The sequence below is a fragment of the Castellaniella sp. genome, from assembly GCF_041675725.1.
Lineage (GTDB): Bacteria > Pseudomonadota > Gammaproteobacteria > Burkholderiales > Burkholderiaceae_B > Castellaniella.
In genome coordinates this window covers 1-15,245 of record NZ_JBAYTI010000061.1, presented here as the reverse complement: position 1 = coordinate 15,245, position 15,245 = coordinate 1, and the positions used below count along the sequence as shown (strand labels likewise).

Genomic DNA, 15,245 nt, shown 5'->3' with positions numbered 1-15,245 from the left:
CCGTCCATCGCCTCGGTGCTGCAGCGGCTGGCCGACAGCATCACGGTCGGTTCGGGGCAGGGGGCGGGCGCGACGGTCAAGAACGCGTCCACGCCCTATAGCGCCCTGGCCACAGAAGCGGCCTGTGCCAAGGGCGACGTCAACCAGTTCGAGTTCCATGTCACCTGATCGGGCCTCCCAGGCAGGATCGCTCCTGCTCGAGCTGATGCTGGTCACGGCGGTGACGCTGGCACTCGCAGTCTGGGGTGTACAGGAATGGGCCCAGCGCAGCCGCGATCTGCAGGCCCATTCGCTGGCCACTTGGATGCTGGCGGCGCGCGACGCCATGTCGGCCTATCTCGAACGGTACGGGGCCCAACTGGCCGGTTTGCCCGCAGACGATGCCCTGTCCAGCCAGGGGTTTGCCACCTGGTCCAGCCCGCAGTGGTCGGAACTGCAGGCGGCCGGGCTGTTGCCGGCCGCCTGGCAGGCCATCGGGCCAATGGGACGGCGCTTGGCTGTGCACGTCGTCCCCGCGTCCGGCTGTGTCCAGGTCCCTTGCCTGCTCCAGGGGCTGGTGCACGTGCAATCGCCCCTGCTTACGCGGACAGGCGAAGTGGATCAGGCTTTTGTGGCCGAATGGCTGGTGGCGGCCCAGGGCTATGGCCTGGTGGCTTGGCCAGCGCAGCCGGCCGTGCTCGCTGGGCCTGGGGTGCGCTGGCCCGTACCGGCTGCCTGGGCCGGCTCGGTTCCCGCGGGCACTGTGGCCCTGCTGGTTACCCGGGCGGGCGCCGGCCCCCCGGGCGACGGGCCGCCCGACCTTCCACCGCCGGATCCCGAGCCCGCCGATTCGGGGCCTTCTGTGCCAGGGGGGGATGAGGCCGACTTCCTGCGCGTGGGGGATGCCCGCGATCCTGACTTCCAGGGTCCTGCAAGTGTGCAGGGAACCATACGCAGCGGTTCGCAGCTGGTGGCAGCCGATGGGTTGCTGCTCGAAAACCTCTGGTCCGATGGGCAGGCTTGTGCGGCGGAAGGGGCCGTGGGTCGGGCCCGGGCGGGGCCGGGCCTGATGGAGTGCCGCGGCGGCCTGTGGCGCACCCTGTTGCGGCCCGCTGGCGGTGGCTACCTGGCCAACAGCCGGCGCGGATGTGCCGACGCGGCTGGCATGTCGACCGCCAATCCGGTGACCGGCAGTTGCAGCTGTCCGGCTTCGTACCTGATGGTGCGGGTGTCCGAATCGGGGGCGGCCATGAGCAGCGAAGGCCTCACGGTAGGTTACATCTGCGTGCCACGCTGAACGGCGGCCGGCCGCTCAATCCGGCCGTCCGTCCCAGCGGGCGATCAGGGCGCGCTCTTCGGGTGTCATCTGGGTCAGGTTGGCCAGCGGCATGTACTGGCTGGCGACCGCCTCTTTGACCTGGCTGGCATGTTGCACAATCTGTTGTTCGGTGTCCAGCAGGATCCCGGCCGGTGCGGCGGCAAAGCCGGGCTGGGTGGGTTTGGCCGAGTGGCATTCGGTGCAGCGGGCCTGGACGATGCCGTGCACCCGGGCAACCGTGACCTGCTCGGCCGCCGGGTTGATCATGGCCTGGGCACCCGAATCCGCTGAAGGGGCAGCCAGCCAGCCGATCACGGCCAGCAGAATGATGCCGGCCAACGGGAAACGCAGGTCGTTCTTGCCCGTATGGCGCAAGACGAAATACTGCCGGATGAGGGCGCCGGAAAAAATAAACAGAACCATGATGACCCAGGCATACGCGTTCGTGTATGTAAACGCGTAGTGGTTGCTGAGCATCAGGAAGATGACGGGCAGCGTGAAGTACGTATTGTGCACGGAACGCTGTTTGCCCCAGGCGCCATCCAGCGGGTTGGGCGTTCCACCGGTCTTCAGCGCCTTGACCATGCGTCGCTGCCCGGGAATGATCCAGAAGAATACATTGGCCGACATGCAGGTGGCCATCAGGGCCCCGGTGATCAGGAAAGCGGCCCGGCCCGGGAAGATCTGCACGCTGAGCCAGGCGACGATGATCATCATGATGCCAACCGCCAGGCTGAGCCAGCCGTCGTGGTTCACGGTCGGGCTGATGAGGCGGCACAGGCGGGAATACACGTTGTAGCCCACGATCAGGAACAGCACGGCCAGCAGGCCGGCCTGCTGGCCGTCCATCTGGCGTGCCCACTCCCAGGGGCTGGCCGGGTTCACCAGGTAGATGTCCGCACGCAATAGGTACAGCAGGATGAACAGGCCGAACCCCGACAGCCAGGTGGTGTAGGCTTTCCAGAACGCCCAGTGCAAGTCATCCGGCAGTTTGGGGGGGGTGGTGAGGTATTTTTGATGATGGTAGAAGCCGCCGCCGTGTACGGCCCACAGTTCGCCGTCGATGCCCAGCTGTTTGTCGTGGGCCGACTTCGGCGGGCGCAGGCTCAGGTCGAGCATCACGAAGTGAATGGATTCGCCGATCCAGGCGATGGCTGCGATCACGTGCAGCCAGCGCAGCAGCAGGTTGCCGTATTCGAGGAAAAAGCTTTCCATGAATGTGTCTCCCGGGTTTCCGGCGTGGGGTGAAATTCAACTGCCGCGGTACGTGGACCAGGTCCAGGGTGTGACGACCAAGGGCACGTGATAGTTTTGTTCTGGATGCGCGATGCCGAAGCGCAGCACCACCTGGTCTACGAAGCGGGGCTCGGGCAGGGTCACGCCTTTGCCGGCGAAATAATCACCGGCTTCGAAGACCAGCTCGTACGTGCCGCGCGTGAAGGATGCCCCTTCCAGTAGGGGGGCATCGCAGCGGCCATCCAGGTTGGTTCGGGTTTCGTGCAGCAGGGTGCGCTGCGCGCCTTCCAGGCGGAACAACTGCAGCTTGACGTTCTGTGCAGGCACGCCGTGGACGGTGTCCAGGACATGGGTCGATAGTTTTCCCATGGGATCAAGCGCCGGTCAGGGCGATATTGTGAACAAATAATGTTGACGATTTTTACTTGGTACACAATAATTGTCAACAATTAAATATGTCCGTTGTGAATCCTCTGTCCGGTGCTTCTCCATGCTTCAGATACCTCCGACGCAGGCCTCAGATGGTGCGCTGCAGGCCCCTCGGGCATCCAGCCTGCGCGGCCGGCCAGGCGCCCGGGATCGTTCCGAGGTGGATCGCGTCTATCGCGAAATCTTCGATGCCGCCATGGATCGGCGGCTGTTGCCGGGCGCCCGCCTGACCGAGGCCCGGCTATGCGACATTTTCAACTGCTCGCGCGGCACGGTGCGCGCAGCCTTGTCCGAACTCGCCCATGACCGCATCGTCTCGCTGGAGCCCAACCGGGGGGCAACCGTCTGGCAGGCGTCCGCAAAGGAAATCCGTGACGTATTCGCCCTGCGCCGCTGGCTGGAGTGCGTCGTCGTCGATCAGCTGGTGCAGTTGGACGACCTGCCTGCACGGTTGCGGCCCCTGCACAGGATGGTCGACCGCGAACAGCAGGCATTCGAGCAGGGTGATCGGATCAGCTGGCTGCGGTTGTCGAACGCCTTTCACGTCGAACTGGCGCGCGTGCTCGGCAACGATGAGCTCTCTGATCTGCTGGCAGGCTTGTGTGCCCGCACCACGCTCATCATCGCCCTGGGTGATCAGCCCGAAGACCGCACGTGCTCATATCATGAGCACCGGGTATTGCTCGAGCGACTTGAACACCGGGATGCCGCCCGTGCGCGTGGCGCCATGGATCAGCACCTGCTCGATTGCGAGCAGCGCGTGGAATCCGCGGCCCCCCGGGCCCCCGACCCTTGGGCCGCCTTTGGCCCGCGCCGCTGAATCCGCTCCGCGCCTGCCTGTTTCTTCGGAGATCTGTCATGAATACCCGTTTTGAGCCTCGTGTCGACCCACGCTATCCACGCGACCTGATCGGTTACGGCCGCAACCCGCCACGGGCCAACTGGCCTGGGCAGGCGCGGGTGGCGGTGCAGTTCGTGATGAACTACGAAGAAGGGGGCGAGAACAGCATCCTGCATGGTGACGCCGGGTCTGAACAGTTCCTGTCCGAAATCATCGGCGCCGCCGCCTACCCGGCACGCCACCTGTCCATGGAGTCCATCTACGAATACGGGTCGCGCGCTGGGGTCTGGCGAATCTTGCGCGAGTTCGAGCGCAGGCAGCTGCCGCTGACCGTATTTGGCGTGGGGATGGCACTCGAGCGCAACCCCGAAGTCGCGCGGGCCTTCGTCGAACTGGGTCACGAGGTCGCCTGTCACGGATACCGCTGGATCCATTACCAATCCGTACCCGAAGCCGTCGAGCGGGAGCATTTTCAGCGCTGCGTAGACATCGTCACCCGTCTGCTGGGGCGCCATCCCGATGGTTGGTATACCGGTCGCGACAGCCCGAACACTTTGCGTATCGTGGCCGAAGACGGGCAGTTCCTTTACGATGCCGACTACTATGGCGATGACCTGCCGTTCTGGGTCGAGGTGGATCTGGGCGAGGGCCGCCGCCACCCGCAACTGATCGTGCCGTACACGCTCGACACCAACGACATGCGCTTTGCCTCGCCACAGGGGTTCAATACAGCGGATCATTTTTTCCATTATCTGCGGGATGCCTTCGACGTGCTGTACGCCGAAGGCGAGGCCCAACCCAAGATGATGTCCGTGGGCCTGCACTGTCGCCTGATCGGGCGGCCAGGCCGGTTTGCCGGCCTGCAGCGGTTCCTGGACCACGTGCAGAAGCACGATCGGGTCTGGGTGGCTACGCGGGCCGACATTGCGCGACACTGGGTTCGCGAACACCCTTTCACGCCAGCCTGAGCCGCACGCTGGCAACGGTCCCATCAATGACTTCGGCCGCGGGCCGAAGCCCCTTGCCAGCCGGCGCCTGCAGGGACGTCGGCTGATGCACCGAATACATCCCTGGTTCTGGAGTGTTCCATCATGGCTGCAAGCAATTTGCCCGCAGGTACCATCATCGATGCCCCGGCAGTCGATCTGCCCGCATTCGCCACCCGCCACCCCAACCTGGCCAGCGAAAAACTGGGCGCCCGGGTCCTGTCCTGTTCCGATGAATTCTTTGCCACGGCCCAGCGCATGCTCCAGGATGCCGCGCCAGTGTTCGTGGTGGGCAAGTTCGACGACCATGGCAAGTGGATGGACGGCTGGGAGACGCGCCGCCGCCGCAACGGTGGCCACGACCATGCCGTGATCCGCCTGGGGCTGCCCGGCACCATCAAGGGCCTGGATGTGGACACCAGCCATTTCACAGGCAATTTTCCGCCGGCGGCGTCCATTCACGCGGCGTACTGCGAGGGGGAACCCAGCGAGACCACGCAATGGGAAATCCTCGTGCCGGCCCGCTCCTTGCAGGGCGATTCACACCATTTCATCGGGGTTCAGGATAATCGCGTCTGGACTCACCTGCGTCTGAGCATCTTCCCCGATGGCGGGGTGGCCCGCCTGCGGGCCTACGGCCAGCCGGCCTGCAATTGGGGCCAGCGCGACCCGAATGCCCTGTATGAGGTCTCGGCCCTGGCCAATGGCGGGCGCATCGTGGCCTGGAGCGATGCGCATTTCGGCTCGCCCACGACGCTGATTACCGCCGGTCGTGGCGTCAACATGGGCGATGGCTGGGAGACCCGGCGACGGCGGGAGCCTGGCTACGACTGGATCATCATCGAACTGGGCCATCCGGTGATCGTGGCGAAAATCGAGGTCGATACCGCGCATTTCAAGGGCAACTATCCGGATCGGGTGTCGATCCAGGGCGCGCGGGTCGAGGAATCCACCGACGAGTCCCTGGTGACACAGGCCATGTTCTGGCCCGAGATCCTGGCTGCATTCAAGACCGAGATGGATACCCAGCACTTCCATGAAGGAGCGGCCATCCGCTACCGCGAACCGGTCTCGCACGTCCGCGTCAACATGTTCCCAGACGGTGGCATCAGCCGGGTCCGGATCTGGGGCACCTTGGTGCGCTGACGTGATGTCATTGCACGCCCGCCTGGGGGCATGGGTCGATGCGCATTTCCAGGAGCAGGTCGCGTTGTTGCAGGCGCTGGTGGCAATTCCCACGGATACGCCGCCCGGAGATACGGCGGCACATGCCGAGGCGGTCGCGCAGCGGGTGCAGTCCTGGGGCTGGGCGGTGCTGCGCGACGCCGTGCCGGCCGACGAAGTACGGCGTTATGGCATGCAGCGCATCACCAACCTGATCATTCGGCGGACCTACTCCGACAAGGGGCCGGTGCTGGCGCTCAATGCCCACGGCGACGTCGTGCCGCCGGGCGAAGGCTGGCATTACGATCCGTATGGCGGCGAGATCGTCGACGGCCGCCTGTATGGCCGGGCTGCCGCGGTCTCCAAAAGCGACTTCACCACCTATCTGCATGCCGTACGCGCCCTCGAGGCCAGCGGCCTGGCCTTGCGTGGCGGGGTGGAACTGCATTTCACCTATGACGAAGAGTTCGGTGGTCTCCTGGGGCCGGGCCGCTTGTTGGCACAGGGCCTGACGCGTCCCGACTACGCGGTCTGCGCCGGCTTCAGCCATGCCGTCGTGACGGCGCACAATGGTTGCCTGCAGTTCGAGGTGGGGGTCGATGGCAAAGCCACCCATGGATCGGCCCCCGATACGGGCCACGACGCCCTCCAGGCCGCCACCGGCATCCTGCGGGCGGTCTATCGTGAAGCCATCGCGTTGCGGGCGGTGCGCTCGAAGGTGGCGGGTATCGGCAGTCCAACGATGATTGTGGGTCGCATCGAGGGCGGCACCCACACCAATGTCGTCCCGGGGCGTGTCGTCTTGAAAATGGATCGCCGGTTGATTCCTGAAGAGGATCCAGCCGAGGTCGAGGCGCAGGTTCGGGCGTTCATCACCGCGGCGGTGCATGGGCTGCCGGGCATTACCGTGTGTGTGCGTCGCTTGCTGCTGGCGCGTCCGCTGCGTCCGCTGCCGGGTCACGAGACCCTGGTGGACAGCCTCCAGCGCCATGCCCAGCAGGTGTTTGGCGAATCCATACCGGCCCATGGCACGCCGTTGTACGCCGATGCCCGCTTGTATGCGGAGCATGGCATTCCGGTCGTGATGTATGGTGCAGGGCCGCACACGGTGGAAGAATCGCGGGCGAAGCAGGCCGACGAGCACGTGCGGCTGGAGGATTTGCGAGGCGCCACAAAGGTGGTGGCCGGCCTGCTGGCCGATTTCCTGGGCGCTTGAGCCGGCTGGCGTGGCATCCACTTGCCTGGATGCCGTGCCCGCTCTTCGGATGTTGGGTCGATCGGATGGGTGCGATCCCCGATCGGGCAGGCTTGCGGTACCATGGATGCCCGATCCTTTTGCACCATCAGGAGTCCTGCAGCATGAATCAGCCTGGCTATCAGCCGCCGCGTGTCTGGGTATGGGAACAACCCAGCGGCGGGCGTTTCGAGAACATCAATCGGCCCGTATCCGGGCCTCTGCGTGAACAGGTCCTGCCGCTGGGCAAGCACCCGTTCCAGTTGTATTCGCAGGGTACGCCCAACGGGATGAAGGTCACCATCCTGTTTGAAGAGCTGTTGGCCGCCGGCCATGCGGGGGCCGAATACGATGCCTGGCTGATCCGCATCGGCGAGGGCGACCAGTTCGGCAGCGGCTTCGTCGAGCTCAATCCAAACTCCAAGATCCCGGCCTTGCTCGACCGCAGCGGCGCCCAGCCGATGCGGGTGTTCGAGTCTGGTGCCATTCTCTTGCATTTGGCCGAGAAGTTTTCCGCCTTCATGCCGCAAGACGCAGCCGGGCGGGCCGAATGCCTGTCATGGCTGTTCTGGCAGGTCGGCAGTGCACCGTATCTGGGCGGCGGATTTGGCCATTTCTATGTCTACGCCCACGAGAAAATCGAGTACGCCATCAATCGCTTCGCTATGGAGGCCAAGCGTCAGCTGGATGTGCTCGACAAGCAGCTGGCGCAGCGCGAATTCATCGCCGGCGAGCACTACACGATCGCCGACATGGCCATCTGGCCCTGGTATGGCCGCCTGGTCCTGGGCGAGGTCTACGAGGCGGCCGAATTCCTGTCCGTGCATGAATACACCCATGTCCTGCGCTGGGCCCGGGCGCTGGCGAAGCGCCCCGCCGTGCAGCGCGGCTGCAGAGTCAACCGCACATCGGGTGATGGGCACTTGCCGGAACGTCACGATGCCGGCGATTTCGATCCGCCTGGCCGGCCTGCACGAGCCTGAGCCGTCCGGAGCACGATCATGCAATTCACGACCATAGGCGCGGCCGTCGTCGATATCGTTGTGGCGCAGGTCCGCCCTTTGCTCAGTGCCAAGCAGGACGTCGACCACATCGGCTTGTATGCGGGCGGCGGGGCCGTGAATGCGGCACTCAATGCCGTGGCGCTTGGCGCGCATGTGACGGTCCACGCCTGCGTGGGCGGCGATCTCGAGGGCGGCCTGTTGCGAGCCTTGCTGCAGCGCTACAACATCCGGCCCATCATGCCCGAACACGAACTGCCGACCGGCAAGGCGGTGGTCATGGTGGATGCGCAAGGGGCGGCGCGTGCCTACGCTCAGCGCGGCGCCAGCACCTGGGTGGGCGAACACGGCTTCGCCGGCCTGGAACAAGCCGACGTGGTGTATGTCACGGGCCTGTCGCTGGAGTCGCAAGCCTGGCTGGTGCAGGCGCTCAAGCGCCAGGCCAAGCCGCCGGCGCGGCTGGTCATCACCCCTGGCGCCCGGCAGCTGGCTCAGCCTGGAGCGCTCGAACCCTTGTGGCAACAGGCGGATCTGCTGTGCGTCAATGCCCATGAGGCCGCGCTGTTGTGCGGCGAGGCCCTGGCCGATGGTGAAGCGGTCGCCCCCGAGCAGGCCCGGGCGTTGGCCGCTCGCCTGGTGCGACGCGACGGGCAAGCGATCCTGTTGACGCTGGGTCGCCAGGGCGCGCTGTATTTCGACGGCCAACAGGCGTGCTTTCATGCGGCGCTGTCGGTCGAGGTGGTGTCGACCATCGGGGCCGGCGATGCGCATGCCTCGGCGTTCGTGTACGCCTGGGCCGACGGGGCCAGCCCGGCCACGGCGCTCGAGCAGGCTGCGCAGAGCGCGGCACGGGTCATTCAAGTGATCCCGGCGAATCTGGCCGGGCCGCTGCGGCCTGCCGTGGGGCTCAGGGCCCCGGGTTCGGGCTAGCGCGCCGCACGCCCCGGGCTGACGCCGTCCGCGCGGGGCGCCGCTTCACCCAGGCGTCAGGCTTCGCTTCACTCAGGCATCGGGCTTCGCTTCACTCAGGCATCGGGCTTCGCTTCGCTGAATTCGCGAAAGGCCGCCACGGCGCTGGCCGAATACATGAGCGAGGGGCCGCCCCCCATGTAGACGGCCACGCCCAGGGTTTCCTGCACTTCTTCTTCGGTGGCCCCCAGACGCACCAGCGCCTGGGTGTGGTAACCGATGCAGCCGTCGCAGCGGGTGGCGACGCCAATGGCCAGGGCGATGAGCTCCTTCGTTTTGGCGTCGATCGCGCCGGGTGCGAGGGCGGCCTTGCCCAACGCGCCGAAACTTTGCATCAATTGCGGCTGGCCGCTGCGCAGGGGTTTGAGATTCTGGCTGATGGTCTGGGTCAAAGTCTGGAATGAACCTTGCTTCATGGGATGCTCCACTACGAGGGATGGTGGGCGGCAGCCGGCCGGCAGCACCGGACTGTCGATGAAAGATTGCGTGAAATATTAGCACATGCTAAATTAGTGTCAACTAATGTTATAAGGTCGTGATTTTGGATACGGTTTCCGTCGACACGTTCATGCAAAAGGGGGTAGCCCAGGCCGCGGCGCTGCTGCGCGGGCTGGGCAATGAAAACCGCCTGTGGATCCTGTGTCTGCTGATCTCGCACGGCGAACTCTGCGTCAGCGCGCTGCAGGCTCATCTGGGGCTCAGCCAGTCCGCGCTCTCGCAGCATCTGGCGCGCATGCGTGCCCAGGGGCTGGTTAGCTGCCGGCGCGAATCACAGACGGTGCTGTATCGTATCGCCGACCCCGACGTGGTTCAGCTTATCAGTGTTCTGAAACAAATTTTTTGCCCTTGAGCGTCCCTGCACAGGGTGTTTTCAAACGGCCTGGCATCTCGCGGGCCACTTTCTGGAGTCACCGTCATGAAAATCAATGTGGGTACGATAGATCGGATTCTGCGTCTGATCGTGGGCCTGGTGCTCATCGTGTTGGCCGCCATGGGCACCATCGGCTGGTGGGGCTGGCTGGGCATCATCCCAGTCGCCACGGCGTTGTTCCGCTTCTGCCCGTTGTATGCAATCCTGGGCATCCGGACCTGCCCGTTGAAAACGTCACGCTGATGTACGGCTGCCTGCCAGTCTGGGCGGCTGGCGGGCAAGCCATGGTTGCCCATGGCCCCCCTGTTGTGGCCTGGGCTCAGCCCCCCAACCGTTGGCGCTGCGCCTGAACCGCTGCCAGCGTGGCGCCGAATTCCGCCAGCCGCTGGCGCTCCTGCGCCACCACGGCGGCCGGGGCGCGCGCCACGAACTGCGGGTTGGCCAGCTTGCCGGCCGCACGGGCCTGCTCTGCCCGCAGGCGTTCGATTTCCTTGTCGAGCCGGGCGCGCTCGGCCCCGAGGTCGATCTGGATGTCCAGCATCAACTGGATGGTGCCGACTACCTGCACCGGCGCGCCCTGGTCGGGCAGGGCGTCGACGGCCTGCACGCTGTCCAGCCTGGCCAGGGCCTTCAGCCCGCCCGTCAGTTCGTCGAGCTCGGCGCCTGCCCCACGGACCAGCAGGGGCACGCGTTGACCCGGCGCCAGGTTCATCTCGCTGCGCAGAGCGCGGATCGCGGTCGTCAGGGCCTTGAAGTGCGCCATTTTTTCGGCGGCCTGCGGGTCGCGCTGGCCGGCCTGCGCCAGCGGCCACGCCTGTACGCTGATGCTGGCGGGTTGGCTGGCCGGGCGGACCGCGGCGGCCACCGAGACCTTCTGCCAGAGCGCTTCGGTAATGAACGGCATGATGGGGTGCATCAGGCGCAGCAGGGTTTCGAGGACGTCGATCAAGGTACGACGGGTAGCGGCCTGCTCTGTGGCGCTGCCGTGCTGCAGTTGCACCTTGGCCAGCTCCAGGTACCAGTCGCAGTATTCGTCCCAGATGAAATGGTACAAACGGTCGGCGATCTGGTCGAAGCGGAATTGCTCGAAGCCTTCGTCGACCTGGCCGATCAGTTCTTGCAGGCCATCGCGGATCCAGCGGTCGGCATAGGACAGGGCGCCTGGAGACGGGTCGGATACCGCAGGGGCCGGCGCGTGGCCTTCGAGATTCATCAGGACGAAGCGGCTGGCGTTCCACAATTTATTGCAGAAATTACGGTACCCTTCGCAGCGCTTGAGATCGAAGTTGATGTTGCGCCCCAGGGTGGCATAGGCCGCCATGGTAAAGCGCAGCGCATCGGCGCCGTACGCAGGGATGCCATCGGGGTAATCCTTGCGCGTGCGCTTGCGGATGGCGTCCGCCTGCCTCGGGTTCATCAGGCCGGAGGTACGTTTCTCGATCAGGGGCTCGAGCCCGATGCCGTCGATCAAGTCCACCGGGTCGATCGTGTTGCCCTTGGACTTGGACATTTTCTTGCCTTCCATGTCGCACACCAGCCCGTGCACGTAGACTGTGCGAAAGGGTACCTGGCCGGTGTGATGCATGCTCATCATGATCATGCGGGCGACCCAGAAGAAGATGATGTCGAAGCCCGTAACGAGCACCTCGGACGGCAGATAGCGGGCCAGGTCCTCGGTGGCCTCGCGCCAGCCCAGGTCCGTGAAGGGCACCAGGGCCGACGAAAACCAGGTGTCGAGGACATCGGGATCCCGCGTAAGCGGGCCGCTGACTCCTGCCGCGCGCGCCTGCGCCACCGCTTCGTCTTCGGTGCGCGCCACAAAGATGCGGCCATCTGCGGCATGCCATGCGGGGATCTGGTGCCCCCACCACAGCTGGCGCGAGATGCACCAGTCCTGGATGTTGTTCAGCCATTGCCGGTAGGTGGTCGTCCAGTTGTCCGGCACGAAGCGGATGCGGCCGTCATCGACCACTTCCAGGGCCACCTGGGTGATGCTTTTTCCCGGGTGCAGGCTGTCTTGCGGGGCCGGTCGGCTCATGGCGACGAACCATTGATCGGTCAGCATCGGCTCGATGGCGCTGTTCGTGCGATCGCCCCGGGGTACCATCATCCGGTGTTCGCGCACCGCCTGCAGCTGGCCCGCCTTTTCGAGGTCGGCCACCACCCGCCGGCGCGCTTCGTCGCGCTCCAGGCCCTGGTAGGCGGCTGGGGCGGCCTCGCTGATGCGGCCATCGAGCGTGAGAATACTGATCATGGGCAGCCCGTGGCGCTCGCCCACCGCATAGTCGTTGAAGTCGTGCGCAGGGGTCACCTTGACCACGCCGGTGCCGAAGTCCCGGTCGACGTATTCGTCGGCGATGATGGGCAGCTCGCGCCCGACCAGGGGCAGAATCACGGTGCGACCCACCAGGTGGGCGTAACGCGCGTCTTCGGGGTGGACCATGACCGCCACGTCGCCCAGCAGGGTTTCGGGGCGGGTCGTGGCGACCACCAGGTGGGTCAGGCCGTCGACCGGCGTGCTGAGCGGATAGCGGATTTCCCATAGATGGCCCGCCTCTTCGGTGCTGACCACTTCGAGGTCGGACACGGCCGTGCCCAGGACGGGATCCCAATTCACCAGGCGCTTGCCGCGGTAGATGAGGCCTTGTTCGTACAGGCGCACGAAGACTTCGATCACGCCGCGCGACAGGCGCTCGTCCATGGTGAAGTATTCGCGTGACCAATCGCAGGACGAGCCCAGCCGGCGGAATTGCCCCGTGATGGTGTTGCCCGACTGTTCCTTCCAGGCCCAGACCCTGTCGAGAAACCGCTCGCGGCCCAGGTCATGCCGGGACACGCCCTCGGCGTCGAGCTGCCGCTCGACCACGATCTGGGTCGCGATGCCGGCGTGGTCCGTGCCCGGGATGAACACCGTGTCGTCCCCCTTCATACGATGGTAGCGTACCAGGCCGTCCATGATGGTCTGGTTGAAGGCATGGCCCATATGCAGCGTGCCGGTTACGTTGGGCGGCGGGAACTGGATGGCGAATGGCTTGGCCGCGTACGATGCCGCGGGCGCCACGTGCTGGCCGCCGGCAAACAGGCCGCGACGATTCCACTCTTCATACCAGTGGGATTCCATGTCGCTCGGTTCGAAACTCTTGGGGAGGGCTGCAGGGGTATCGCTCATGACGTGCCGGGGCTCGGGGGATGACAAAACCATCTATTTTAGGCGCAGGGCCGGGAATCGGCACATGATAAAATGAAGGGTTGAAATTTCTTCTTGTTTTTCTTCACACTTACTCTATTGGAAGTCTCCATGGCCATAGAACGCACCCTTTCCATCATCAAGCCCGACGCCGTTGCCAAGAATGCCATCGGCCAGATCGTGGCCCGCTTCGAGCAGGCCGGCCTCAAGGTCGTAGCCGCCCGCCTGCAACAGCTGTCCCGCGATGAGGCCGAGCGCTTCTATGCCGTGCACAAAGAGCGGCCCTTCTATAAGGACCTGGTGGATTTCATGATCTCCGGCCCGGTTTTCGTGCAGGTGCTCGAGGGCGAGTCCGCCATCGCCAAGAATCGCGACCTCATGGGGGCCACCGACCCCAAGAAGGCGGCGCCCGGCACCATTCGGGCCGATTTCGCCGACAGTATCGATGCCAATGCCGTGCATGGCTCGGATGCCCCCGAAACGGCGGCGGTCGAAATTGCGTTCTTCTTCGCCCAAAGCGAGCTCTGCAGCCGTTGATTCCGTCACTCTTGTACCAGGCCGTCTCTCATCACCATGTCCGACCCTGAAGTCACCAACCTGCTGGGCCTGGCGCCCGCCGCTCTCGAGGCCCTCGTGCGGGGCTGGGGCGGCAAGCCGTTCCGGGCCCGTCAATTGCTGCGCTGGGTTCACCAGCGCGGGGTCGACCAGTTTTCCGACATGACCGACCTGGCGCGCGACTTCCGTGCGCTGCTCCAGGCGCACTGCGTCGTGGCCGCGCCGCCCGTTCAGCTCGAGAAGCATTCGGCCGACGGCACACGCAAGTGGCTCTTCGACATGGGCCGCGGCAATGCAATCGAAACCGTCTACATTCCCGAAGACGATCGCGGCACTTTGTGCGTCTCCAGCCAGGCGGGCTGCACGGTGGCCTGTCCGTTTTGCTCCACCGGCTACCAGGGCTTCAGCCGCAACCTCACTACCGCCGAGATCGTCGGCCAGCTCTGGCATGCCAACCGGGCGCTGGCCCGGGCGCCAGAGGGTGCGCGTCTGGAAGGTACCGCCGCGAGCCCGCGCCCGGTCAGCAACGTGGTGTTCATGGGCATGGGTGAACCCCTGCTCAATTACGATCAGGTGCTGGGCGCTCTGCGCCTCATGGTCGATGATCACGCCTACGGCCTGTCGCGGCGGCGGGTCACCGTCTCCACGTCCGGGGTCGTGCCCATGATCGATCGGCTGGCGGCCGACTGCCCGGTTGCACTGGCCGTGTCGCTGCATGCCCCCAACGACGAGCTGCGCGACCGGCTGGTGCCGCTCAACCGCAAGCACCCGCTGGCCGAACTGCTGGCGGCCTGCAACCGCTATCTCGAGCACGCGCCCCGTGACTTCATCACCTTCGAGTACATCATGCTCGACGGCATCAACGACACCGACGCCCATGCCCGGCAGCTGGTCGACGTCGCGCGGCAGGTGCGCTGCAAATTCAACCTGATCCCGTTCAATCCTTTTCCCCAGTCGGGGCTGCGGCGCTCGCCGCCGCAGCGGATCCGTCTGTTTGCGCGCCAGTTGACGGATGCCGGCCTGGTGGTTACGGTACGCAAGACACGCGGTGACGACATCGAGGCCGCCTGCGGCCAGCTGGCCGGCGAAGTGCAAGACCGCACCCGCATCGCCGAACGCCTCCCCGACCGCGCGCGGGTCATCATCCGCAAAAAGGAAACGGCATGAATGATCCCTCCCGGCAGGATCTCCTGCACAGCGAGTCGACGGGCCAGCCCGACGCCCGGTCGCTCGGCCATGCCCTGCGGGCCATGCGCGAAGCCCGCGGCCTGACGCTCGTCGAGGTCTCGGCACGGATCAAATACTCGCCGGCGCAGCTTGGCCATCTCGAAGCCGAAGAATGGTCGCGCCTGCCGCAGGGGGCGCCGTTGCGGGGCCTGGTGCGCAATTACGTGCGCTACCTCGATGGCGACATCGATGCGGTACTCGTCCTGCTCAATGAAGTCGATCAGATCGCCTCGCCTGGCGGGGCCGCT

Annotated in this window: 16 protein-coding genes; 12 read left to right on the top strand and 4 right to left on the bottom strand. The window is 65.4% G+C overall.

Translation table 11 applies throughout. The annotated features are described in order from the left end of the window. The first annotated feature begins 157 nt into the window (after positions 1 to 157). On the top strand, positions 158 to 1,276 hold the full coding sequence (locus WCZ84_RS11405; RefSeq protein WP_372686398.1) for a Tfp pilus assembly protein FimT/FimU: 1,119 nt from the start codon (positions 158 to 160) through the stop codon (positions 1,274 to 1,276). A gap of 15 nt (positions 1,277 to 1,291) precedes the next feature. On the opposite strand, the gene WCZ84_RS11400 is transcribed toward WCZ84_RS11405, so the two are convergent. Both WCZ84_RS11400 and uraH read right to left on the bottom strand, forming a co-directional pair. After that, the gene (locus tag WCZ84_RS11400) at positions 1,292 to 2,512 is read right to left on the bottom strand and encodes a urate hydroxylase PuuD (RefSeq protein WP_372686397.1); all 1,221 of its coding nucleotides are present in this window, start codon (positions 2,510 to 2,512) and stop codon (positions 1,292 to 1,294) included. A 36-nt stretch (positions 2,513 to 2,548) separates the two neighbouring features. Further along, positions 2,549 to 2,902, bottom strand: a complete 354-nt coding sequence (gene uraH / locus WCZ84_RS11395) for a hydroxyisourate hydrolase (RefSeq protein WP_372686396.1) — start codon at positions 2,900 to 2,902, stop codon at positions 2,549 to 2,551. A gap of 121 nt (positions 2,903 to 3,023) precedes the next feature. Between uraH and WCZ84_RS11390 the strand changes: the two genes are divergently transcribed. From WCZ84_RS11390 to WCZ84_RS11365, 6 genes are all read left to right on the top strand, one after another. Next, positions 3,024 to 3,782, top strand: a complete 759-nt coding sequence (locus WCZ84_RS11390; RefSeq protein ID WP_372686395.1) for a GntR family transcriptional regulator — start codon at positions 3,024 to 3,026, stop codon at positions 3,780 to 3,782. Positions 3,783 to 3,820: 38 nt separating this feature from the next. Further along, entirely contained in the window at positions 3,821 to 4,771 is a 951-nt protein-coding gene (gene puuE / locus WCZ84_RS11385; RefSeq protein WP_372686394.1) for an allantoinase PuuE, read from the top strand. 156 nt (positions 4,772 to 4,927) lie between these two features. Further along, a complete protein-coding gene (gene alc, locus WCZ84_RS11380; RefSeq protein WP_372686400.1) occupies positions 4,928 to 5,935 on the top strand; it encodes an allantoicase in 1,008 nt (335 codons plus the stop codon). 4 nt (positions 5,936 to 5,939) lie between these two features. Beyond that, a complete protein-coding gene (locus tag WCZ84_RS11375) occupies positions 5,940 to 7,169 on the top strand; it encodes a M20/M25/M40 family metallo-hydrolase (RefSeq protein WP_372686399.1) in 1,230 nt (409 codons plus the stop codon). A gap of 143 nt (positions 7,170 to 7,312) precedes the next feature. Further along, positions 7,313 to 8,170 carry a glutathione-dependent disulfide-bond oxidoreductase gene (gene yghU / locus WCZ84_RS11370; RefSeq protein WP_372686393.1) on the top strand — a complete coding sequence of 286 codons (858 nt, stop codon included), beginning with the start codon at positions 7,313 to 7,315 and terminating at the stop codon, positions 8,168 to 8,170. A gap of 18 nt (positions 8,171 to 8,188) precedes the next feature. Continuing rightward, positions 8,189 to 9,118, top strand: a complete 930-nt coding sequence (locus tag WCZ84_RS11365) for a carbohydrate kinase family protein (RefSeq protein WP_372686392.1) — start codon at positions 8,189 to 8,191, stop codon at positions 9,116 to 9,118. A gap of 95 nt (positions 9,119 to 9,213) precedes the next feature. Here the strand turns inward: WCZ84_RS11365 and WCZ84_RS11360 are convergent, their stop codons facing one another. Beyond that, entirely contained in the window at positions 9,214 to 9,573 is a 360-nt protein-coding gene (locus WCZ84_RS11360; protein WP_372686391.1) for a carboxymuconolactone decarboxylase family protein, read from the bottom strand. 152 nt (positions 9,574 to 9,725) lie between these two features. Between WCZ84_RS11360 and WCZ84_RS11355 the strand changes: the two genes are divergently transcribed. Together WCZ84_RS11355 and WCZ84_RS11350 are read left to right on the top strand one after the other, a co-directional pair. Beyond that, positions 9,726 to 10,007 carry an ArsR/SmtB family transcription factor gene (locus WCZ84_RS11355; RefSeq protein ID WP_372686390.1) on the top strand — a complete coding sequence of 94 codons (282 nt, stop codon included), beginning with the start codon at positions 9,726 to 9,728 and terminating at the stop codon, positions 10,005 to 10,007. A 66-nt stretch (positions 10,008 to 10,073) separates the two neighbouring features. Next, complete coding sequence (locus WCZ84_RS11350) at positions 10,074 to 10,271, top strand: DUF2892 domain-containing protein (protein ID WP_372686389.1); 198 nt, start codon at positions 10,074 to 10,076, stop codon at positions 10,269 to 10,271. Between the two features lie 76 nt (positions 10,272 to 10,347). Here the strand turns inward: WCZ84_RS11350 and WCZ84_RS11345 are convergent, their stop codons facing one another. Further along, positions 10,348 to 13,197: a valine--tRNA ligase gene (locus WCZ84_RS11345; protein ID WP_372686388.1), complete on the bottom strand. Its 2,850-nt coding sequence runs from the start codon at positions 13,195 to 13,197 to the stop codon at positions 10,348 to 10,350. 129 nt (positions 13,198 to 13,326) lie between these two features. Between WCZ84_RS11345 and ndk the strand changes: the two genes are divergently transcribed. The 3 genes from ndk to WCZ84_RS11330 form a co-directional block, all read left to right on the top strand. Beyond that, positions 13,327 to 13,752, top strand: a complete 426-nt coding sequence (ndk, locus tag WCZ84_RS11340; protein ID WP_372686387.1) for a nucleoside-diphosphate kinase — start codon at positions 13,327 to 13,329, stop codon at positions 13,750 to 13,752. Between the two features lie 36 nt (positions 13,753 to 13,788). Then, entirely contained in the window at positions 13,789 to 14,937 is a 1,149-nt protein-coding gene (gene rlmN / locus WCZ84_RS11335; RefSeq protein ID WP_372686386.1) for a 23S rRNA (adenine(2503)-C(2))-methyltransferase RlmN, read from the top strand. Next, positions 14,934 to 15,245 (top strand): helix-turn-helix domain-containing protein (locus WCZ84_RS11330; protein WP_372686385.1); only part of this gene is annotated, 312 nt, incomplete at its 3' end. The genes rlmN and WCZ84_RS11330, both read left to right, overlap by 4 nt.

Excerpts from the sequence above, each read along its gene's own strand:
- yghU (WP_372686393.1), top strand. The coding sequence starts at position 7,313 with ATGAATCAGCCTGGCTATCAGCCGCCGCGTGTCTGGGTATGGGAACAA.
- WCZ84_RS11405 (WP_372686398.1), top strand. The coding sequence starts at position 158 with ATGTCACCTGATCGGGCCTCCCAGGCAGGATCGCTCCTGCTCGAGCTG.
- WCZ84_RS11345 (WP_372686388.1), bottom strand. The coding sequence starts at position 13,197 with ATGAGCGATACCCCTGCAGCCCTCCCCAAGAGTTTCGAACCGAGCGAC.
- WCZ84_RS11360 (WP_372686391.1), bottom strand. The coding sequence starts at position 9,573 with ATGAAGCAAGGTTCATTCCAGACTTTGACCCAGACCATCAGCCAGAAT.
- WCZ84_RS11390 (WP_372686395.1), top strand. The coding sequence starts at position 3,024 with ATGCTTCAGATACCTCCGACGCAGGCCTCAGATGGTGCGCTGCAGGCC.
- WCZ84_RS11400 (WP_372686397.1), bottom strand. The coding sequence starts at position 2,512 with ATGGAAAGCTTTTTCCTCGAATACGGCAACCTGCTGCTGCGCTGGCTG.
- puuE (WP_372686394.1), top strand. The coding sequence starts at position 3,821 with ATGAATACCCGTTTTGAGCCTCGTGTCGACCCACGCTATCCACGCGAC.
- ndk (WP_372686387.1), top strand. The coding sequence starts at position 13,327 with ATGGCCATAGAACGCACCCTTTCCATCATCAAGCCCGACGCCGTTGCC.
- uraH (WP_372686396.1), bottom strand. The coding sequence starts at position 2,902 with ATGGGAAAACTATCGACCCATGTCCTGGACACCGTCCACGGCGTGCCT.
- WCZ84_RS11350 (WP_372686389.1), top strand. The coding sequence starts at position 10,074 with ATGAAAATCAATGTGGGTACGATAGATCGGATTCTGCGTCTGATCGTG.
- rlmN (WP_372686386.1), top strand. The coding sequence starts at position 13,789 with ATGTCCGACCCTGAAGTCACCAACCTGCTGGGCCTGGCGCCCGCCGCT.
- WCZ84_RS11365 (WP_372686392.1), top strand. The coding sequence starts at position 8,189 with ATGCAATTCACGACCATAGGCGCGGCCGTCGTCGATATCGTTGTGGCG.
- WCZ84_RS11375 (WP_372686399.1), top strand. The coding sequence starts at position 5,940 with ATGTCATTGCACGCCCGCCTGGGGGCATGGGTCGATGCGCATTTCCAG.
- WCZ84_RS11355 (WP_372686390.1), top strand. The coding sequence starts at position 9,726 with ATGCAAAAGGGGGTAGCCCAGGCCGCGGCGCTGCTGCGCGGGCTGGGC.